Source organism: Ktedonospora formicarum (assembly GCF_016587355.1).
Lineage (GTDB): Bacteria > Chloroflexota > Ktedonobacteria > Ktedonobacterales > Ktedonobacteraceae > Ktedonobacter > Ktedonobacter formicarum.
Window position 1 is genome coordinate 1170046 of record NZ_BNJF01000001.1, and the last position, 20582, is coordinate 1190627.

The 20582-nt window shown below is 52.8% G+C and carries 16 protein-coding genes; 11 read left to right on the plus strand and 5 right to left on the minus strand.

Going from position 1 to position 20582, the window contains the following annotated elements; all coding sequences use genetic code 11:
- Positions 1–150 precede the first annotated feature (150 nt).
- Together K3T82_RS05050 and K3T82_RS05055 are read right to left on the minus strand one after the other, a co-directional pair.
- Positions 151–534: a hypothetical protein gene (locus tag K3T82_RS05050; RefSeq protein WP_220192393.1), complete on the minus strand. Its 384-nt coding sequence runs from the start codon at positions 532–534 to the stop codon at positions 151–153.
- A 111-nt stretch (positions 535–645) separates the two neighbouring features.
- Complete coding sequence (locus tag K3T82_RS05055; protein WP_220192394.1) at positions 646–1146, minus strand: hypothetical protein; 501 nt, start codon at positions 1144–1146, stop codon at positions 646–648.
- Positions 1147–1523: 377 nt separating this feature from the next.
- Between K3T82_RS05055 and K3T82_RS05060 the strand changes: the two genes are divergently transcribed.
- The 3 genes from K3T82_RS05060 (at position 1524) to K3T82_RS05070 (ending at position 3456) form a co-directional block, all read left to right on the plus strand.
- Positions 1524–1817 carry a helix-turn-helix domain-containing protein gene (locus K3T82_RS05060; protein WP_220192395.1) on the plus strand — a complete coding sequence of 98 codons (294 nt, stop codon included), beginning with the start codon at positions 1524–1526 and terminating at the stop codon, positions 1815–1817.
- A 129-nt stretch (positions 1818–1946) separates the two neighbouring features.
- Positions 1947–2735, plus strand: coding sequence for a type I methionyl aminopeptidase (gene map / locus K3T82_RS05065; RefSeq protein WP_220192396.1), 789 nt, complete (start codon positions 1947–1949; stop codon positions 2733–2735).
- Between the two features lie 316 nt (positions 2736–3051).
- The gene (locus tag K3T82_RS05070) at positions 3052–3456 is read left to right on the plus strand and encodes a hypothetical protein (RefSeq protein WP_220192397.1); all 405 of its coding nucleotides are present in this window, start codon (positions 3052–3054) and stop codon (positions 3454–3456) included.
- Positions 3457–3945: 489 nt separating this feature from the next.
- On the opposite strand, the gene K3T82_RS05075 is transcribed toward K3T82_RS05070, so the two are convergent.
- Entirely contained in the window at positions 3946–4119 is a 174-nt protein-coding gene (locus K3T82_RS05075) for a hypothetical protein (RefSeq protein WP_220192398.1), read from the minus strand.
- A 376-nt stretch (positions 4120–4495) separates the two neighbouring features.
- On the opposite strand from K3T82_RS05075, the gene K3T82_RS05080 reads away from it, so the two are divergent.
- The 6 genes from K3T82_RS05080 to K3T82_RS05105 all read left to right on the plus strand — a co-directional run bounded on the left by K3T82_RS05080 (position 4496) and on the right by K3T82_RS05105 (position 15392).
- On the plus strand, positions 4496–4936 hold the full coding sequence (locus K3T82_RS05080) for a hypothetical protein (protein ID WP_220192399.1): 441 nt from the start codon (positions 4496–4498) through the stop codon (positions 4934–4936).
- Between the two features lie 382 nt (positions 4937–5318).
- Complete coding sequence (locus K3T82_RS05085; RefSeq protein WP_220192400.1) at positions 5319–5600, plus strand: hypothetical protein; 282 nt, start codon at positions 5319–5321, stop codon at positions 5598–5600.
- Between the two features lie 562 nt (positions 5601–6162).
- Positions 6163–6777 (plus strand): hypothetical protein, encoded by a 615-nt coding sequence (locus K3T82_RS05090; RefSeq protein ID WP_220192401.1) that lies wholly within the window; start codon positions 6163–6165, stop codon positions 6775–6777.
- A 349-nt stretch (positions 6778–7126) separates the two neighbouring features.
- On the plus strand, positions 7127–9778 hold the full coding sequence (locus K3T82_RS05095) for a serine/threonine-protein kinase (protein ID WP_220192402.1): 2652 nt from the start codon (positions 7127–7129) through the stop codon (positions 9776–9778).
- A 249-nt stretch (positions 9779–10027) separates the two neighbouring features.
- Positions 10028–12811 (plus strand): hypothetical protein, encoded by a 2784-nt coding sequence (locus K3T82_RS05100; protein WP_220192403.1) that lies wholly within the window; start codon positions 10028–10030, stop codon positions 12809–12811.
- A 127-nt stretch (positions 12812–12938) separates the two neighbouring features.
- Positions 12939–15392 (plus strand): protein kinase domain-containing protein, encoded by a 2454-nt coding sequence (locus tag K3T82_RS05105; protein ID WP_220192404.1) that lies wholly within the window; start codon positions 12939–12941, stop codon positions 15390–15392.
- 165 nt (positions 15393–15557) lie between these two features.
- Here the strand turns inward: K3T82_RS05105 and K3T82_RS05110 are convergent, their stop codons facing one another.
- The gene (locus tag K3T82_RS05110; RefSeq protein WP_220192405.1) at positions 15558–16496 is read right to left on the minus strand and encodes a hypothetical protein; all 939 of its coding nucleotides are present in this window, start codon (positions 16494–16496) and stop codon (positions 15558–15560) included.
- A gap of 300 nt (positions 16497–16796) precedes the next feature.
- Here K3T82_RS05110 and K3T82_RS05115 point away from each other — a divergent pair, with 300 nt between their 5' ends.
- Positions 16797–17090 carry an antibiotic biosynthesis monooxygenase family protein gene (locus K3T82_RS05115; RefSeq protein WP_220192406.1) on the plus strand — a complete coding sequence of 98 codons (294 nt, stop codon included), beginning with the start codon at positions 16797–16799 and terminating at the stop codon, positions 17088–17090.
- Between the two features lie 141 nt (positions 17091–17231).
- Complete coding sequence (locus K3T82_RS05120; RefSeq protein WP_220192407.1) at positions 17232–18830, plus strand: alpha-amylase family glycosyl hydrolase; 1599 nt, start codon at positions 17232–17234, stop codon at positions 18828–18830.
- Positions 18831–18956: 126 nt separating this feature from the next.
- On the opposite strand, the gene pckA is transcribed toward K3T82_RS05120, so the two are convergent.
- Positions 18957–20540 (minus strand): phosphoenolpyruvate carboxykinase (ATP), encoded by a 1584-nt coding sequence (pckA, locus tag K3T82_RS05125; RefSeq protein ID WP_220192408.1) that lies wholly within the window; start codon positions 20538–20540, stop codon positions 18957–18959.
- Positions 20541–20582 lie beyond the last annotated feature (42 nt).

Below are 20582 nucleotides of genomic sequence, written 5' to 3' on the forward strand. Positions count from 1 at the left end.
TTCAAGCCCCATATGTAGGCACGGAGCTTGAGGCCAGTCTTGTCGCCACAATTTTGATCGAGACAACTGCGCCAGCCTCACAAACCGATCCGCAAGGATGAGTGGAAGCACATGGAAAAAGAGAGACTTGAGCCTACGCCATCCTCTCCCCTACTTCTGCGTCTGTGGTGGCATCTCCTGAAATTGTGAAGTCTTCTCTACAGGCTCTGGATCGCTCTCGGCCTCGCTCCATGCCGCTCTCTCCGGTGACTCCTGAGACTGATATCCTCCCTCATATGAGGCGACTGGCTGCTCATCCCAGGTCGATTCCTTCGGTTCAGGCATCTCACGCCCACGACCCGGTTTCTGCTGCATACGTGCCAGTTCCAGACGCAGGCGCAGTTCCTCATTCTTCTTTTCCTGCATCTTTAACTGATGCTCATATCCCGCGTTAAACATCCAGCGCACAAAAGCTGTGATCGAGCCACCAAAGATAAAGAGGAAGATCACAATCAACCAGAAATTTTGAAAGAAGGTTTGTATGAACCATTGCATAATCTTTTCCCTCTCACTCACAGCAATACGTAAAAGCATTGAGCCCTATATGCAGGCGCTCCCCTTTCGCGAGCACTGAACCCCGCTGCTCTATTCCTCTACAGAGCAACTTTAAGATAACAAGCCAGGATTCCAATGGAGGAATGCCTGGTACCACTGGTGACCATAAAGATATTCCCAGACCAACACGATCAGGCTCGTCAATAAGCCCAGCCCACGCCCACGTGCCCCTTTGTTGCCCACAATAGTTGTGCCCAACGCGCCTAATACCCAGATCAATGCCGTCAGGCCCGCAATCACAAAAAAACCATTGCTAAACCAGCCAAACAACTCACTTACCATGATATACATGTCATGTGGGAGCGCATCCGATGTCTTAGTCGTGTAGAATGCGAGCCCTCCCGTCACAATTGTCGCTAGCACAAAGAAGAGACCAATCAACAAGCCATGCGCGTAATCAATCCCAAAGCGCAATAAGACCTTCTCCATCGACTTCTCACGCTTCCAACGGTAGTCTTTGAGCGGGTCAAATCTGCTAAGTATAATCGCTCCTATTAGAGCCACCGCGTAAATAAAAATGCCAACTATGATAATGCCCCAGAATTTCGCCATATCAGTCTGCATCCTTTGCTTGTATCGTAATCTTCAGTAGGCAATGCCTCTGCGATTGTATCATTAAAATACAACTTCTTCTATACAAACCCCTTCCAGACCGTACTAATAAGCTGGCTCCAGCGCTTACACGCCTCATGCAACCATCCCCCTTGGCACTACTATCAGAATGGGTATATGTAAATTCAGCGCTTTCGTCTGCCCTGTAAATTCTATAAGCAAGCATTGTGTTTCGATCTCGATCTTTTGTATTGACATGTCAGTACAATTCTGTTATGGTACGCACAGAGTGATAGTCATCGCTACGTGCTGACTACCGTAAATAGGGAACAAAGCTATGCTCATAGACCCTTGATAGGGTTTGGAGGAGGAAGAGAGTGACTATCTCATGTAGATTACGCCTGCTACTGGCAAGAGCAAATGTCGAGCGCGCCAGAGAGGGCCATCAATCTCTGAGCTTACGACGGCTGGCACAGGAGAGCGGTGTCTCGTTGAGCGTTCTGGCGGCTTTGCATCGCGGGCAGAATCGGCGCATCGACTATACAACAGTGGATCAGTTGCTCAACTATTTCAACCGTTACTTCACTGTAACGGTTAATGATCTGCTTCTTTGGGAAGAGAATCGACAGGAAGATGCTTCGATCTCTAACGCTCATAGACGTAGCTCCTGACCTCCTGTTCCCAGCAAAGGCATATATCCCAAGAAAACCTGAGCATATTAGCCGCGCCTGCGGCATTGTGCCCTCACATAAAGGTTGGTTTTCGTTTAAGATCACAGCAGAAATTGAGGATACATAGATATGGCAGTGATGTTGAAATCTCGACAAGAAATCGCCAAACTGCGCGAAGCAGGAAGGCTGGTCGCGCAAACCTTTGAGGTTATGCGCCCATATGTCAAACCCGGTGTGACAACTCTGGAACTCGATAAAATTGCAGAGGACTATATTCGCAGCAAGGGCGCGATTCCCATTTATAAAGGGTATGGCGCGCGCGCGGCTTTCCGGGGTATGCCAGCCGTTCCTCCCTTCCCTGGCACCATTTGCATCTCGATCAATGAGGTGGTCTGCCATGGCATCCCTAGTGAGAAAATCAAACTCAAGGAGGGCGATATCGTCGGCGTTGATATCGGTGTCCTGCTCGATGGCTGGGTTGGTGACTCCTGCGTTACCTATGCGGTTGGTGAGATCAGTCCAGAGGCCAAAAAGCTTATGGAAGTCGCCAAACGTTGCACTGAACTTGGCATTGAGGAAGCTCTTGCCAATAAACGTCTGGGCGATATTGGCGCGGTCATTCAGGAGTACGCCGAGGCACATGGTTACTCTAGCGTACGCGAGCTGGGTGGTCACGGTGTGGGGCGCTCCCTCCATGAAGATCCTCATGTCTCGCATTTCGGTAAACGCGGTACGGGTCTACGCATCCGCCCAGGTATGGTCTTCACTATTGAGCCTATGATTAATCAGGGCACCGCTCAGACGCGAACCCTCTCCGATCAGTGGACAGTTTGTACCGCCGACAACAAGCTCTCAGCCCAGTTTGAGCATACTATCGCGATCACTACTGGCGAGCCCGAGATACTCACGGTCGTATGACATCCGTTCGTCAATAGCTCATCTAATAAGATTTCCGAAGTGGGGGAGATGGCTGACAAGCCTCTCTCCCATTCCTCTTTCCCCCCGTTCCACCTCTACATATAGATACAGGCATACATATATACGAGTTTAAAGCCCCTCGTATAATGGCACTGGAAGCGGGAACTCTGCCACTGGCAGGGGGACTCCGTTCGCCTTTTCACTTCCTCTGGGGAAGTGGATGATGTTTCCAGAACATTGTCTGTTTGTGTAAACGCTCACACCTCCTTCTGGAAAGTGAGAGCATTGATTTACTCAAACAAGGAAAGGAACAACCATGTCACTTGTCAAGAGAACCGTCTGTATGGCTATCTTCTCCTGCGCCCTGGCAGTGCTGCTAATGTTCGGCACAGCTACCTCAGCGTCCGCAAGTTCGCTGCACTGCGGTAAAGGTGGCTTCGGCTTCGGTGGTGGTTATGGTGGCGGCTTCGGTGGTTATGGCCTCGGCTATGGCACCGGCTTTGGTGGTTATGGCCTCGGCTATGGCACCGGCTTCAGTGGCTACGGCCTCGGCTATGGCACCGGCTTCGGTGGCTTCGGTGGTTATGGCTTTGGCGGTCATGGCTTTGGCAAAGGTTTCGGCAAAGGCTTTGGCGGTCATGGCTTCGGCAAGGGCTTCGGTGGGGGCTTTGGTGGCTTCGGTGGGGGCTTTGGTGGCTTCGGCGGTGGCTGCGGCTGCTAATATTCCCTGAATTAAACCAGGCTTATTAGCTCTCCAATAGAGAACTTAATAAGCCCGCGCGAAACCTCCTGAAGTGTGGCGCGACACAGTGTCAGCGTCGTCCTCCAGGAGGTTTCCTCTATTTAGCACCTCAACATATTCCTGTAACCTACATCGTATCTACTAGAGGAAATTAGAAAACAAACGGACCCATTCCTGCCAGAGAGAACGCGCTACAACCAGCGCTCGTTCTCATGCCAGACGAGAGATTGGTGTATCTCCATGCAAGATAGAATAGCTATATGTCTTCTACGCGAGCCCACGATATGCAGTCACGTACGCTTTAGTCGCGACTATATATCCAGGTACCCTCATGGACACAACCGCCTCTCTAGGCATACTGGTACATGGGCCCTGGTTTGCTGGTCGTCCACCATATTTGATCACGTCGCTTTAACAACAACTATAGCAAGCGCCGGGTGCGTAACGCTCTTACTCTTACTCACTTTGCTATCTCCACTCCCGGCATCCGCCAGCACGCTCAACAGCCAGCATACTAACGCAATCACGCACACTTGCCATAAGCCCGGACATGCGCGCAACAAACACTGTCAGCCTTTCCGCTGGTACAATGGCTACACCTGGCGCTTCGGCTATAGCTGGTATGACGGTAATCGATGGCACAGCAGCTACCGCTGCTTTGCTTGATATCCTTGTATCTACCTGAAAGCGCCGCATGAGCGGCGTTAGGTTTTGTTTAAGATATAGGTTTTCAACACACAATTATTGTCTGGTCGGCTTGAGGCACTCTACCGCCTCTCCACCAATCAAAATGCAAGCCCCGAGGAGAAAACAGAAAACACTTTTGCTTCGCAGCACCATCGGAGGCGCGCATTAACATTATTTATGAGTTTATACCCTTCTGTATACTGAAGCCAGAAGTAAGCCCTGTAGTGCATAACCGTAGTGCCATCAGAGAATGCGTCAATAGTAGCAACATCCTCAAACGACATTCAAGACAAGAGCAATACAGGCTCAGGCACCAAGGAGAAAGAAAGACATGAAACTCTCCGTAGTACGGAAGACCCTATGTCTGATCATGCTCAGCGCCGTCATCGCCTTTGGCTTAATGGTGGGAACGGCTACCTCCGCTTCAGCTTCTAGCCTTGCACCAGCTAAAGCACAGATACATACCGCAGCCCAGTGGGGCAAAGGCGGTTGGGGTGGCAGAGGTTGGGGTGGCGGCTACGGTCGCGGCTTCGGTTGGGGTGGCGGATACGGTTACGGTCGAGGCTTCGGCTTCGGTCGCGGCTTCGGTTGGGGCGGCTACGGTTATGGTCGCGGCTTTTATGGTCGTGGCTTCGGTTATGGCTATGGTCGCGGCTTCGGCTTCGGTCGTGGCTTTGGTGGCGGCTATGGTCGCGGCTTCGGCTTCGGTCGTGGCTTTGGTGGCGGCTTCGGGCGCGGCTTTGGTGGCGGCTTCGGGCGCGGATTCCGCTAAGCACCAACCTAGGCCAGCATATCAGGCCAACCTAAACAATTGCACACGCAAAAAACTATCCAGGCGTGTCCAATGTGGACACGCCGGATAGTAATCCACGATATCCCAAGCATTCCTAAGCACCCAAAGCACTAAGGCCTTATGCGAAAACCAGCGCCGTTTTCGCGGCTAGTGCATACACCTTGCACGAACATCTGAGCGCAATCCATTTGCTATGAACTCCAACGTCGCTGCCGTGTCCCCACATGGAGGTCGCGATTAGCGCTTACGCGCAGGTGTTCACAGTATGGGGGTTCGCTAACTGCCACTAAGGCTGTGTCAATGTTCGTAGCAATAAGCACACACAGGTTTTCGAATAAGGAGTAAGGAAAAGGAGTCAAAAATGGCACTTTTGAACCTTCGCAAGGCTGTTTGTGTGATTATGCTCAGTGGCGTATTAGCGCTCGCGTTACTGTTCGGTAGTAGCACAGGCTTTGCCTCAGCAGCCAGTTTGACCCCCACAAAAGCACAAATATCAGCGAACTCACAATGGGGTGGCTATGGCGGCATCGGCGGTAGTTATGGCTATAGCTATGGTTATTCCTATGGTTATAGTTATGGCTACAGCTTTGGCGGCAAAGGTGGTGGCTATCGCCCCTGCTGGTATGGTTGCTATTACTGGTAAGTTGTCTTTCGCTTGAGCGAAACAACGCCACAATAAATCCTTACGCGATGGTGCATCGCATAACAAGAACGGCGGGCGTCTCTGACGTCCGCCGAGCTTTATGCTTACAAACAATATGACTATCAATATGACTATTAGGACTAGAGATCTTCCCTCATGCTCAAGTATGCCATAAACTATCCCAAGGTGCAACATAAATCCAGAACAGCTTCAGCCGATATTCAGGCTTGACGGGCAAAATGGATAAACAGTCGGGTTTTACCGACAATGTGAACAGCAAGGCAACCCCGAAAATACGCATGGGCAACCCACTTGATACGCAGAGCTTGTGCCAACCTCTATAACAAAAGAGAACACCTGCCGCAGGGTTGCAATGCTCCCTCCTCAGACAGACGGCTTCACCCTGGCTGGCAGATAATGACTCTCCTGTAGCGCGAACACAGTAGTGATGGTCCATAGCTGGTGCTATGGATCCACCAGTATCACAGCAGATGTTGCACACTCTGTATGTTGTTTACGGGTTAGTAATACGACTCAGGGAGGAGTCGGAAAGGACGAAACAATGTCGCGTTCGTGCATCACTAAATGCGCAAGTGTGTTTGTTCTGGGTAGCCTCTGTATGCTCTTTACGGTCTTCGGACAAGCTTCATCGGCTCATGCCGCTAGCCTGAAGGCCGATCACAAAGGGAAAGGTCCCATCTCGATTTGCTCAACCAACATTGTCTTCGCCGTCTATGCACCTAATAGCACTAATCTCACAGTCAAGGTAAATGGCAGTGAGATCGAGTTTAAAAAAGCAGCCAACTGCATCGTTAAGGTCAGTGCACATAAGCATCGTAAGCATCATCGCATGATGAAGAAATCCAGCGATCCTGCTCTTCGTATCGAGAGTACTACCAATCCTGCCATCACACAGGTTCCTATGGGGAATCTCAATCCTGCCATCACACAGGTTCCTACTGGGAATCTCAATCCTGCCATCACTCAGCAGGCTCCTATGGGGAATCTCAATCCTGCCATCACACAGGCTCCTACTGGGAATCTCAATCCTGCCATCACTCAGGCACCAATGACAACTCAGGCTCCGATAACGAGCATGAATCCAAATACCGTGGACTCGATGGGTAGCATGAGCCAAGTTCCTCAATTGGCAACCAGCACAACGATGGCTCAGTAATAAGGCCATCCGCATCGAACATAGAAGGCGGGAGATGAGTCACTCCTCATCTCCCGCCGTTCCTTCTCTCACCACTTCCTCACACACGCAGGTTTTTCGCGAAGAAGGTCGCTAGATCTGACGAACTCCATCCCCTTTCACTACCCCTTACAGCACTTTCACTCGTACTACACGAAAAGCATTGCTCTTTTCCTACTCACATGCAATAATGCATCCTATCAGCTATATTTCATAGTATCAAAAGCATCTGGTGCTGGATGTAATTGAGGGGTAGACGCGTATAAGCACCCATACCTATTTCTTCCCTACACCTGAAAGTCTCTACAAGGAAGTGAGGAGGCGATCTACTGTGAGATTGTGGCGTTATCAGCATGAGCTAGAAACTCTAGAAGGGCGCTATCACCTGCGCAGGCTGCTTGGCAGCGGCGGGATGGCCGATGTCTGTCTGGCGTGGGATGCCCGCGAGCAGCGCGAGGTTGCCATCAAGGTCATCAAGCCTGACGAATTAGATCAACGCGCCCTCAACCGCTTCATGAAGGAAGCATCCAAGATCGCTCATTGGCAACATCCACATATCCTACAGGTATATAGCGATCTCAAGCTCGAACTAATTGACCCCGCGCACGGCTCGATGGTTCCCTATATTGTAATGGAATACGCCGCTGGTGGCGACTTGCACAAGCGCTTACGTCCAGGCCAGCCATTCTCGCTTAATGGCATCCTGACCCTCGGCTCACAGCTTTGCAGTGCGGTGGCTTATGCCCATAAACATGGTGTGATTCACCGCGACCTCAAGCCACTCAACATTCTTTTCCGCGTCCTTCCAGACGCGAGTGAGCAGGTAGTTTTGAGCGATTTCGGGCTCGCCGTTGAAATCAGTGCGACCCACCATACATATGCGAGCGGTGGAACTCTCCCCTATATGGCTCCCGAACAATTTCGGGGCGCAGCCATTCCAGAGAGCGATATCTTCGCGCTCGGTGTGATTCTCTATCAGCTCTGTACTGGTCGCCTGCCATTCCGCCGCACTCTCTATGAAATAGGGCGTGACATAGCAAACAACAAGGAATTACAATCACCGCCACCACCTAGCAGCCTTCAACCCCTTCTTCCGCCCGATCTGGACATGGTCATCTTGCGCGCCCTGGCCCATGATCCTCAGCAACGCTACCAGAACGCGGAGGACTTCTGGACCTCCGCTCGCGCCGCGCTCCTCGAACCCTCTCCCAATGTGAGCAGTACCTTTACCAGCCCCCGCATGACGCGCATCACACCGCTACCTCCTGGCGATTTTCAAAGCATAGACCTTGCCTCTGAGGACTTCCTCTCCAACCCCACCAACCTCGACGATCTAGACAACAACGATGATGCCTTCAACGCCCTCTCAGGGGATGATGAGCTCGTCCCCGATTCCCCTGCGGCCTTCTCCTCACAGCCAATGCAGCGATCTCTCACACTTTCAGACAAGCAATTCGGATCAGGGCAGTCATCACACCCATCTGCTCAACCAGACTCAATGCAGCAATCCCTCACACTTCGCAAGAGGCCGCGCTCTCAAATCGATTCAATGCAGCGATCCCTCACACCTCGCCAAAGACAGCGCTCCCAGGACGACTCGCTTCTCGAATCGCTCGTCCCCAAACATCAACGCCGCTCCCAATCAGGTTCCAGTCAAGTATCTCTCGCTCGTTCTCGCCAACACTCCGGCGATGCCTCAGTGCAACGATCCCTCACACCTTCCCGTCGTCAATCAGCTAGAACCACACGCGAGAGTTCTCCATTATCCCGCCATAAGCGCTCCAGCACCGGGTCCCCTCCTACCCGCCATCCTTATCGCACCATCGTGCTTGCGACCATCTTGCTCCTTGTACTCATCGGAAGCGCTCTCTTCGCGCTACCAGGGCTACGCCCTCTCACCGCGCCCATCATCACCATTCTTGGTCGTAATCACGCGACCATCACCATCACCGCCTCCAGCCAGATCGAACGCGACACCTACACCGTCATCGGCGTTCCCCGCGATCCCGATACCACCAAATTCCAGTTGACAACCCACCCCATCACCGCAACCCTCCAGTCTCCTCCCCAGACTATCCAGGCCACGGGAAAAACCCAATCCCCCGGAAAAGCCGCTACAGGGAGCTTATTATTTTCCAACGGGTCTTTCGCAAGCTTCACCCTTGGCAAGGGAACACAAATAAAGGCTTCCAACGGCATCATAGTTCTGACAGATGAAGAAATTACGATACCACCAGCAGACCCAAATAAGCAGGTTGCTGGTCAATCCACTGTCAAAGCACATGCAGCAGAGCTAAACACAAAAGGAAATATTGCCACTCTCACAATCAATCAAAACTGCTGCGGCAAAGACTTCGTCTTCGTTAAGAATACAGAGCCTTTCACAGGGGGGCAGGACCCGCAGGACTATCGCTTTGTCACGCAGCAGGATGCTCAGGAGGGCATGAAAGCCACTTTGGAGCAGACCACCACACAGGCTCGCGACCGACTCCGTCAGCAATTACGCACTGGTGAGGCAATGGCAGGCGAGCCACAATGCACCAGCAAACTCGCCGCCAACCCCGCCATCGGCGATAATGGCACCAATATAACCAGTTCACAGGTCAGCGTAAGCGTCACATGCCAGGCTCAGGCCTATAGCCAGCAGGAACTGCAAAAGCTCCTCGCGCCAAAACTTCAACAGAAAGCCAGCACCGATCTTGGCAATGGCTATACGCAACACGGGGGCATGGCGATACGTTTCAGCCAGGCCAAGGTATCTGGTGAGCAGATCTCCTGGGTCGTTGAGGCCAGCGGCACCTGGACCTATGCCTGGAGCAAGACCTCGCGTCAGCAGGTCGCACACTATCTCGCGGGGCGCTCCGTCGCGGAAGCTCGTTCATGGCTACAGGGTCAGCCCGGTGTCGCATCTCTCACTATCGACTATCCCGGCGACCTCCTGCCCACCAATCCCGACCAGATCACCATCGCGATCAAATCCTGAATCGTTCACAATGACAATTCCACATAATTCCGCAACTGCTCGCAATGGTGAGGCGGAAAGCACATGTTATGCACGTTAACTGAAAGAGAAGATTCAAAATTATAAGAAGGCGCTAAGCTATCGCTTTAGCGCCGCTAAATTCGTATTGGCTCGCACAACTCCGGCAAATACGGCGTTTACTAGCAGCGCACTATATAGTACAATGTCTGCGAAGCGATAGAGACAGACTTTGAAGGATTCGAGGTTCTTATGAGACAAGGAAATGGTTCGGATGTCCTGGGAGTTAATGACCCCCGGAGCCAGAAAATAGGCATGATTTATGTGTCGCCCAACGATGAACATAAAAATGTGCTTACGGCTATCCTGACCCAGGAAAAGGTTGGCCGCGAACGGATCGCGATTATCTTACCCGCCCAAAACAAAGCCTTTCAACGCCCCACCGACTTCGATGGGTTAAAATCGCTCCGCAAGAAGCTGCGGGCACAGCTAATATTTGTTGCTCCCAGCGGTTCCCCTCCCGCCAATTTCGCTCGCCAACGCAACTTCACAGTCTTTTCATCGCTGGAAGGATTCACTCAATCATTAGAAGAAGGGTCAGAGGTCGTCGCTAGCACAGCAGCCAGCAACCGTAATGGAGGCTTCTTCGGCCTGTTCAAAAAAGGTGAGAAGAAAAATCCGAAACCTGTTCAGGAGCCACAGGCGCCGGAACCAGTGGAGGAGGAACCTCGCGAGCCGGACTCGGGTAATGGGAAGCGCAAATCACAGGAGATTAATCCGGTCTTGCTGGGTGGCGCTGCCACTGCAAGCACCTCCCTTGCCGGACGCCCACGTCCACGCATCGTCGAGAGCCAGCCACCACAGACCGAAGAGGTTGAGCAAGCCAGCAACTCGGATCGTGTCACACCACCACCATCCGAGAGCACACCAAATCCTGGTAGCTTCAACCCCGACTTCGACGATGATGGTGATCTGCTAGCTCCACCCACACCTGAACAGATGGACGAGGAACTGGGTATCCGGCGTGCAGACAACATATCTCCCGAAGACCTTGAAACCATCGAAATGCCGCTCGAAGCCGACGCGCCACGCCCAACCAATACACGACGGACAACCGGCAAGAACGCTCGCGGCAAGAGCCAACGCCCCGCGCGTAATCTGAATGCTGATACACCCGCGCCACGGCGAAACACTGGCAAGACGGCTAAAGACAAGCCTACGCAAGCCCCACCACCTGATAAAACAGAGGAAAGCAAGGGCCCAGGTCTCGCAAGCCTTGGACTGGCGGCGGCGGCTGGCGCGGGTGCTGGCGCGCTCGCGACCCGCACAGCACAGAACACCAAGGTGGGCGGACCAGAACCTGAGCCCATCGAACTCCAACCCGTGAACAAGACGCGCAGGCGCACCACTGTCAATCTCAATAGCTCTGCCCCCGAGGCGGCAGAGAAGGCCGCCTCACTCACACGCTCAAAGCGTCCTAGTGGGAAGATCGGCAGAAACGATTCAGACCTCAGCAGAGATCGAAATCACGGCGCGGGATTCGTGGCAGGAGCCGCCGCTGGTGCGCTTGCAGGCAGCGCACTCGCTCAGGAAGAAACAGGAACCCGCAACGGGAACCCACTCAAGCGCAATACAGGCAAAACAGCAGCGGTTGGCGCGGGCACAGGAGTCTCCACATTACCCCCTAACAACAATGGTGGGGGACGCTCCACCACGCGCGGCGGCAGAAGCAGTGGCGGTGGCACCCCACCTCCCACTAAACGCCAGCGCAGACGCGGCTGGCCCTGGATTGTCGCGGCTATCATTGTTCTACTGCTCCTGCTCTGTGCTGGCACCGTTTACGCCCAACCAGCCCTTGTAGGACAGGTACGCAATGCCATCACAGGCCAGCAACCCGTCACAATCACTCTCACGCCAGATAACCGCCTGGAGAAGAACAGCTATATCATCACAGGCGTCAAGGAGAATCCCGATCCCGCTAAGCTCCAAATCTCCGCACGCCAAATATCTACCTCTCTCCAATCCGGCAACGAAACCGCCCAGGGAACCGGGCGCAAGCAAACCGAAGGCGTCCGCTCCTCGGGGAATTTGACATTCTCAAACGGCTCCTCATCATCTTTCACGGTAGCATCTGGTACAGCCATCACTACGAACGGTGGGGGCCTCACAGTAGTCACCGATGTCCCAGCAGTCATACCTGCTTATAACACAAGCACCAACCAGGGTGGACAGGTAACTATTCGTGCTCACGCAGCCAATCCAGGAGCGAATGGCAATATTGGAAGTCAGGCCGTCAACAAGAACTGTTGCGCGAGTGGCAATTTCGTTTTTGTCAAGAATACTAATGCCTTCACAGGAGGGCAGGACCCACAAAATTATAGTTTTGTCACACAGCAGGACGTGAACAAAGTCTCTGATAAGTTAAAGACACGGACCGCTCAGACAGCGCTGACCAAACTACGTGGACAGATGCAGAATGGCGAGGAGATGGCTGGTAATCCGCAATGCACACCAAAGGTCAATAGCTCACAGCCAATCGGAGATACCGGGGAAAACATCCCCTCAACCAATATTAGTGTCAGCGTGACCTGTACCGCGCAGGTCTATAATAAGCAACAGCTTCAAGATCTGGTCAGCAGTAAGCTTCAGGTAAAGGCTGATACCGACCTGGGCAACGGCTATAAGCTCGTTGGCAAGATCCAACCACGCACCATCCAGCAACGGCAGGCTGGCGAAAACATCTCCTGGCTCATGGAGGCACAAGGCATCTGGGTCTACCAGATCAGCACTACCATGGAACAGGATCTAGCCAAACGCATCGCGGGCAAGAGCGTCAACGAGGCAAAAACCATCCTTGAAAGCACCAAAGGTATTGGTAAGGTCAACATCCAGACCAGTGGCGACACACTCCCAGGTGATACCGGCGAGATTACCTTTACGATCCAGAACATTCAGGGGCTGGGTGATCTCCCGCCAGGACAGGGGACACCCACTCTTACCGCGCCCACCACTACTCCCCAGGAGGGAAATGGCTAACCATCACAAAGCGTCATGAGCCTATATGTAGCCGCATCGCTTTAGCAGCGATACTAACGCAACCATGCTGGCACCGATATGTAGCACACCACATGAGGGGCCGGTCAGGAAAGGAATAGAGTCGTCAATGCTCTCGCTGGAAGGCAAGCAATTAGGGAACTACGACGTTATTCGCCGCATCCGTGTAGGCGGTATGGGGGCCGTCTATGAGGGTCGGCAACGCACCGCCTTTGATCGACGCGTCGCCATCAAGGTTATTCTGGGCGACTTCGCCAAAGATCAGGATATGCGCCGTCGTTTCATGCGCGAGGCACGCACTGTCGCGGACCTGCACCATCCTAACATCCTGCCCCTGATCGAGTTTGGCGAGGAACGTGGTATTCTCTTCCTGGTCATGCCCTTCATCGATGGTGGCACACTCACCAGCTACCTCCGCCGTAGTCTCCCTGATCTCGCAGAGGTCACAAATCTCTATCAGCAGATCCTCGACGCCGTCGAAAACGCGCATGACGAGGGCTTGATCCATCGCGACATCAAGTCCTCCAATATCATGCTAGAGATGCGACGCGGAAAGGTTCCTCATATCTACCTGGGTGACTTTGGCCTGGTACGCATCAAAAGCACAAGGGGCGGACGCAGGCGACACAATGGCGCGAGTTGGCCCGGCGAAGCCTCACAGAGTGGCAAACCCATTCCACTCGATCAGGTTCCAGGAACTCCACACTATATGGCCCCAGAGCAAACACGTGGCATCGTCACCCCATTGACCGATATTTATGCTCTGGGCGTACTACTCTTCCAGATGCTTACGGGCGAGCTTCCCTATGACAGCGATGATGATATCCGTGTCATTGAGATGCAGCTATATAATCCCATACCCTCTCCCTGCGAGCGCGACGCCTCCATCCCCCGCGAACTGGAAGGCGTCGTTTATAAGGCAATGGCGAAAAACCCTGAAGATCGCTATCAGAGCGTAAGCGAGCTACGCGACGCCTTCCTTAAAGCCATATCTGGTCCCCGCGTCGAACTCTTTACCGATACTGACGACCAGCCCGAAGAGATCGTAGATCACTTCCTCGCGCCCGGCATCAAACCCAATCCAGACTTCCATAGCGACTCGACAGTCCCCAATAGCGAGCGAGCACCTCGTCCATTCCCTCGCGAGGCAAGCGTGCATGAGGTCTCCTCACCCAGAAGACTCGGGCAGGAGACCACACTGGAAGCCGATCCACTGCAACCTCAACCCATCATCATGCAGCAGCGACAGCCGCGTACTACTGGCGAGATTCGCCCTAAGTTCGCAAAGAGCTATCAGCAGCGCGTCACAGAAGAGCCCACCGAGGTGAAGATCATACGCGCGCATCAACCCGTGCGCAAACGCAGACGTAAGCAACCTGCCAAACCTCTTATTATCACCTCTGTGGCCTTGGCCGTTCTGGTGCTACTCGCGCTAATCGGAACGCGTGCCTTTGGAGCCAGCCTCTTCGCGCCCGGATTCCCTATCTTTGGCGGCGCGCCCATCGCCACTGTTTACGTGACCGCACAGGATAAAACACTGCAAAACACTTTTATCCTGACAGCCTCTCCTCAGGTACACAGCGCCGACCTCGCCACACATCGCATTCCCGCCCATCTGCTCAAGCAGAGCACACAAGGCACCAGCACTATCAATACAACTGGTACACACACAACCAATGCGGTACAGGCCCATGGCTCTCTCATCTTCAGCAACACCAGCCGTATGCCCGCAAATCTTGGAGTCATCACACTGACCCACAATGGCGTCAGTGTACGCACCACACAAGTGGTCCAGGTCCCCGGCAAAAGGTTTGGCAGCGATAAACCTGGCATAATCACAGTCCCCGCAACTGCTATCACACCGGGAGCAAACGGGAATCTGGACGCACATATTTTTGATGGTCCCTGTTGCGCAAACAATATCAGCGTCAGCAATACAGCTCCATTCAGTGGTGGTAGTGATGGGCAAGTCATTCACACCGTGCAACAGAACGACATCGATGGCGTCAAAACCGACCTCGTACCACGCCTCAAACAACAGCTCACGCAGCAATTTCAGAAGAGTCTGGATGTAAATGAGGTCCTGGCAACTCAACCTCAATTTGAGGTCAAAATTACGCCTGAACAGCCGGTGGGGGCGACGACAGACCGCGTCAAGATCAATGTCCAGGTCAGCGGCTCAGTTCTGAGCTACGACAAAGGAATTGCTACAGGCATCGCGACAGAACTGCTCAAACAGGAGGCAACCCGAAGCCTGAGTACAAATTTTAAACTGCATGGACAACCCAACCAGATAGGCACGATCAATGCTAAAGTTGGGCAGAACAATGCTATCTATCTCACAATTAGCGTCAAAGGGCAATGGATATATAGCTTTACTGACCAGCAAATTGCCAGTTGGCCTGACTATCTCAAAGGCACTACTTCAACTACCGCTCTAGCGTACCTCAACCAGCAGCCCGGCGTCGCGCAAGTTGAGCTACGCCTCCCCTTTAACACAGACCACTTCCCAAGCGACACTAATCAGATTAAAATCATTGTCGTGGATGCAAATCAAGCATAAATAGCCGCGCCGGTTTGAGCAACCGGCGCGGCTGGGCATCTCTAGAGATGTCTGCATGGGAAACGTGGCGAGCGAGTACCCCACATCCATTACTGTACCCATCAACACTCGCTCGCCACTTCAATGCAATACCGCCACGTTCATTCCACATCCGCACTACCTGGATTAACGGTCAGAACGCGCGTCACCAGAATCCTTAAAGAGATCCTTCAACTTATCCTGCACTCGCTCACCTGAGCGTCCGGATAAACGATCCTGTTCCGACGTACTATCCTCAACCTCTATATCTCGACGTTCATAGGGCTCCTCGACTAGGGTGTCGTCTGTTGAGCGTGCGTATTGCTCGCCTACTTCGTCGTCTCGATCCCAACTACGCTCGTACATCTCCTCATCACGCTCGCTAAAGAGATCAAACGAGCCCGCCTCATCATATTCCTCTGAGCCAGTGACAAAATTCTCTTCGGGCTGATTATCAAACTGCTGCGAATGTAGGGGCTCCTGATTCAAACCCTGGTCGCGATCTAACGGGGTGGAATTATCCTTCATCGTCCCCTGACTCATATTCTGGCTACGATCAAACGCCTCTCGATCAAGCTGGTTCATATCAGGCATTGTGCTCTGATCCTGCTGCGTTACGTCCCGTTGAAATGGCTCCTGTGCAATATCGCCTTGGAGCGGTCTTTGTGATACATCCCCTTGCGCTGGCTCTTGCTGTAATGGTTCTTGTAAAACATCTCCCTGTCTTGGCCCTTGTGATACCCCACCCCCAGGTATGTCCTGATCCGGCTGCATAGATCCTTGTTGATAGGGCTCGCGCTCTACATTGCCCTGAGTTGGCCTCTGAGCCATAATGTCATCATCGCGTTGAGAGATAGTATCACGCCTCGTACCTGAGCCATAGCTCTCATAGTCGGCCTCAGGGGCGTTCTGTGTCACATCCTCATCCCGCTGATAGGTTTCGTCCTCGTTCTTTCCAAGCACAAAGTCTTTCGCGCGTTCGAACAAGCCCTTTCTCTCCGATGGCTGACTGGCGCTGGACTCATTCCCCAGGTTCGTATCTTGCCCCTGATTTAGATTCTGGTCACGTTGATACTCATTATCCATGACTGGTAAACCTCCAAGCCGAATGTATGGACACACGATACATGCATGGGAATCTACTCGGAAAAACCAGAGATCACTCAGTCTTACGCGAACTGTCACGTAACATCTACGCGCAGTATATGCCAATAGATCTTCACCCTACATCCCACAGAAGGGTGAATCTGAGCACCACTTAAGAGTGAAAAGCACTCACACTTAAGTGTAAATGAGCTTTCAGGGACTCATTTTTCACCTCGCGTTTGTGATATGCTAAGCTGAGGATAAGATGTATACGCACCGCGAAGCAGAGAGGATAATCCAATGCATGTACGCACCTCAATCATTCGCCTGAAACCAGGAACCACCACAGAAGCCTTAAACATCATTCGCGATATCGTGCTCCCCAGCGCACAAATCCAACAGGGCTTTCAAGGAGCACAAATCCTCAAAAGCGAGAGCGAGGAAGAGCGCCTGATTGTTATGAGCTTCTGGCAGAGCGAAAAGGATCTGTTAGCCAGCGAACCTCCGCCAGAGATTCACCTGCATCTGGAACGCCTCGGAGAACTCATCGAAACCAATGAGCAGGGCAACTACTATGTTTTCCACCACATATAAAACTGACAAGATAAAATAAATGTATCTATAACCCTGGACGATACAGAAAGGACCATATCCTCACATATGTAGGCACTGTACTTGAAGCAAGCGCCCCCTGAAACGGCTACACATGCCCAACCAGTCGTAGAGAGGTAAACCATGGCACAACACCCTTCCTGGTGGCAAACGAACGTCATCTATCAGATCTACCCCCGTAGCTTTCAGGATGAGAATGGTGATGGCATTGGCGACCTGCCCGGCATCCTGAGCAGGCTCGATTACTTACGCTGGTTGGGCATCGACGCCATCTGGCTCTCTCCCATCTATCCTTCACCCATGGCGGACTTCGGCTATGACATATCCGACTATACGAACACCCACCCGCTCTTTGGCACACTCGCAGACATGGACAAGCTCATCGAGGAAGCACACAAGCGCGACCTCAAGCTCATTCTTGACTACGTGCCGAATCACACCTCCGACGAACATCCCTGGTTTCAACAGTCACGCGCAAGCCGCTCTAATCCCCGCCGCAGCTGGTATCTATGGAGCGATTCGGCACCCGACGGAGGCCCGCCAAACAACTGGGCAGGTTTCTTCGGCGGTTCCGCCTGGCAATGGGACACCAAAACCGAGCAATACTACCTGCACATGTTCGACGCTAAGCAGCCTGATCTCAACTGGCGTAATCCTGAGGTACGCTCCGCTATGTACGATGTCCTACGCTTCTGGCTGGATCGTGGTATTGATGGTTTCCGTGTCGATGCGCTCTGGATGCTCCTCAAAGATGAACAGTTACGCGATAATCCCGCACGCACAGTATGGGGGCCCTGTGATCTACTCAACAAGCTTCAAGAAGGTCAATATACTGAGGATCAACCCGGCATTCATGCTATCGTGCGCGAGATACGCAGCGTACTCGACAAATACAAGGAGCGCGTCTTCATTGGCGAGGTTTACCTGCCAGTTCACCGCCTTGTTGCCTACTATGGCGAGATGCTAGACGGAGCCCATCTCCCCCTCAACTGCCAATTCGCCACTAACCGCGTCTGGGAAGCACAGGCGATCAAACAGATCATTGAAGAATATGAGGCGGCCTTACCCGCGCAAGCGTGGCCTAACTGGGTCCTGGGTAATCACGATATGCCACGCATAGCTTCGCGTGTAGGACGTGAGCAGGCACGCATCGCTCAGATGCTCTTGCTTACACTACGAGGGACTCCAACCTGCTATTACGGAGACGAACTGGGTATGGAGGACGTCGACATTCCACCCTCACTACGCCATGATCCACAGGCAAAATACGACCCAGACAACACACGCGACCGCGAGCGCACACCTATGCAATGGACGAAAGGTCCCAATGCAGGATTTAGTATTCCTGGCAGCCATCTCTGGCTCCCCATCGCACCAGATTATCAGACAGCCAATGTCGAATCTCAGAGCCAGGACCCACACTCCATCCTCATGCTCACGCGCGCGCTGCTCACACTGCGCCGCTCATCTTCGTCACTCACACTCGGCTCCTATCGGACACTTGCCCAGGAGAACATTAACTGCCTCGCTTACCTGCGTGAGCATGAACACCAACGTTACCTGATAACACTCAATTTCACGGATACAGGGCAGACAGTACACATGCCCTTAGAAGAATCAGGCAGCATCCTACTCTCAACGCAGATGGATCGTGTGGGGAATTGTAACCTCTCCGCATTCAATCTGCGCGCGCATGAGGGTTGCCTGATTGAACTCTCATGAAGCCTCATACCCTCTGAGAAACCCTTCTTCTCTTTAAATCAAAAAGTGTCGAAAATTTGTGGTGCGCACCACAAATTTTCGACACTTTTTAATTAACTTCTACGTAGATACTGTGCTTCTGGCTGGCTAGCGTGGGCCAGCGACAAGCACATCGTTGCTATCTGGTATGAACTGTGTAAAGTTTTTCTTAAACAGATCCGCCAGATGGCGCGCCTGCTGATCATAGGCCATCTTATCATTCCAGGTATTGCGAGGCAGAAGCATCTCACCCGGAACCCCAGGGCAACTGGTCGGCACACGCAAACCAAAGATAGGATCAACCGCCGTCTCAGCTTGCTCAATCACCCCGCTGATCGCTGCATTGACCATCTGACGTGTATAGTTGATGTTGATACGCTCTCCCACGCCATACGCGCCACCCGTCCAGCCTGTGTTAATCAGGTAGCAACGCACATTGTAACGCTCAATACGCTCACGCAAGAGGTTTGCATACTCAGTTGGACGCAAGGGCAGGAAGGCCGCGCCAAAGCACGAACTAAAGGTGGCCTGGGGGGATGTCACACCGCGTTCTGTCCCAGCTAGCTTGCTGGTATAGCCAGAAAGGAAGTAGTACATAGCCTGCTCTGTCGTCAACTTAGAAATCGGAGGCAAGACACCGAATGAATCAGCGGTCAGGAAGATGACCGCTTTTGGCTGTCCACCCATTCCCGACTCTACGACATTGTCGATAAAGTCTATAGGATAGGCCGCGCGAGTGTTCTCGGTCAGTGAGCTATCGCTGTAATCGGGCTGGCGAGACTCTCCCTTAAGCACCACATTCTCATAGACTGCGCCAAAACGAACCGCGTTCCAGATCTGCGGCTCGTGCTTCTGTGAGAGATTGATGCACTTCGCGTAGCAGCCCCCCTCGAAGTTAAAGACGCCCTGCTCACCCCAGCCATGCTCATCGTCGCCAATCAGGCGGCGCTCAGGGTCAGCGGAGAGGCTCGTTTTACCTGTGCCCGAAAGTCCGAAGAAGAGTGCCACATCCCCATCAAGTCCTACGTTCGCCGAGCAGTGCATTGGAAGCACCCCTTCAGCGGGCAAGATGAAGTTTAGCACCGTAAAAATTGACTTCTTCATCTCGCCTGCGTACTCTGTTCCCGCAATCAACACCAAGCGCTCTTCAAAATCAATAATAATAGCGGTCTCAGAGCGAGTCCCATGGGCGCGGGGGTTCGTGCGGAAGTGAGGCACACAGAGAATGGTAAAACCAGGATTTTCGCTTGTACGATCACTCTCATTCGCACGCAAGAATAACTGGCGCGCAAAAAGGTTATGCCAGGCAAGCTCTGTAATCACCTGAATAGGCATACGATAGTGCGGGTCTGCGCCAGCCGCCGCATCCAGAATATAGACATCGCGTCCTTGAAGATAGTCCGCCAGACTCTGGCGAACGACCGCGAAGGTCTCTGGGGACATAGGATGATTATTCTCTCCCCACCAGATCTTCGATGCCGTTTCCTGGTTCGAAACGATGAATTTATCTTTGGGCGAGCGTCCTGTATGGGATCCAGTAGTAGCGCTAAAAGCGCCATTGGACGCAAGCACCCCTTCTTTACGCGTCAGCGCGTGCTCAATCAACACCGCAGGAGGCAGATTCCAGTTAATAGAACCGAGATTCGTCAAACCGTAGTCTTCCAGAGCCTTCCTGCTCATCATCATTGTCATAAGTGCATATCTCCTTTGGGCCATTTCCTCTCTTGATGCGTG

What these genes read in the sequence shown, in the direction of transcription:
- K3T82_RS05050 (WP_220192393.1), bottom strand. Translation starts at nt 534, where the DNA reads ATGCAATGGTTCATACAAACCTTCTTTCAAAATTTCTGGTTGATTGTG.
- K3T82_RS05055 (WP_220192394.1), bottom strand. Translation starts at nt 1,146, where the DNA reads ATGGCGAAATTCTGGGGCATTATCATAGTTGGCATTTTTATTTACGCG.
- map (WP_220192396.1), top strand. Translation starts at nt 1,947, where the DNA reads ATGGCAGTGATGTTGAAATCTCGACAAGAAATCGCCAAACTGCGCGAA.
- K3T82_RS05070 (WP_220192397.1), top strand. Translation starts at nt 3,052, where the DNA reads ATGTCACTTGTCAAGAGAACCGTCTGTATGGCTATCTTCTCCTGCGCC.
- K3T82_RS05080 (WP_220192399.1), top strand. Translation starts at nt 4,496, where the DNA reads ATGAAACTCTCCGTAGTACGGAAGACCCTATGTCTGATCATGCTCAGC.
- K3T82_RS05085 (WP_220192400.1), top strand. Translation starts at nt 5,319, where the DNA reads ATGGCACTTTTGAACCTTCGCAAGGCTGTTTGTGTGATTATGCTCAGT.
- K3T82_RS05090 (WP_220192401.1), top strand. Translation starts at nt 6,163, where the DNA reads ATGTCGCGTTCGTGCATCACTAAATGCGCAAGTGTGTTTGTTCTGGGT.
- K3T82_RS05100 (WP_220192403.1), top strand. Translation starts at nt 10,028, where the DNA reads ATGAGACAAGGAAATGGTTCGGATGTCCTGGGAGTTAATGACCCCCGG.
- K3T82_RS05105 (WP_220192404.1), top strand. Translation starts at nt 12,939, where the DNA reads ATGCTCTCGCTGGAAGGCAAGCAATTAGGGAACTACGACGTTATTCGC.
- K3T82_RS05110 (WP_220192405.1), bottom strand. Translation starts at nt 16,496, where the DNA reads ATGGATAATGAGTATCAACGTGACCAGAATCTAAATCAGGGGCAAGAT.
- K3T82_RS05115 (WP_220192406.1), top strand. Translation starts at nt 16,797, where the DNA reads ATGCATGTACGCACCTCAATCATTCGCCTGAAACCAGGAACCACCACA.
- K3T82_RS05120 (WP_220192407.1), top strand. Translation starts at nt 17,232, where the DNA reads ATGGCACAACACCCTTCCTGGTGGCAAACGAACGTCATCTATCAGATC.
- pckA (WP_220192408.1), bottom strand. Translation starts at nt 20,540, where the DNA reads ATGACAATGATGATGAGCAGGAAGGCTCTGGAAGACTACGGTTTGACG.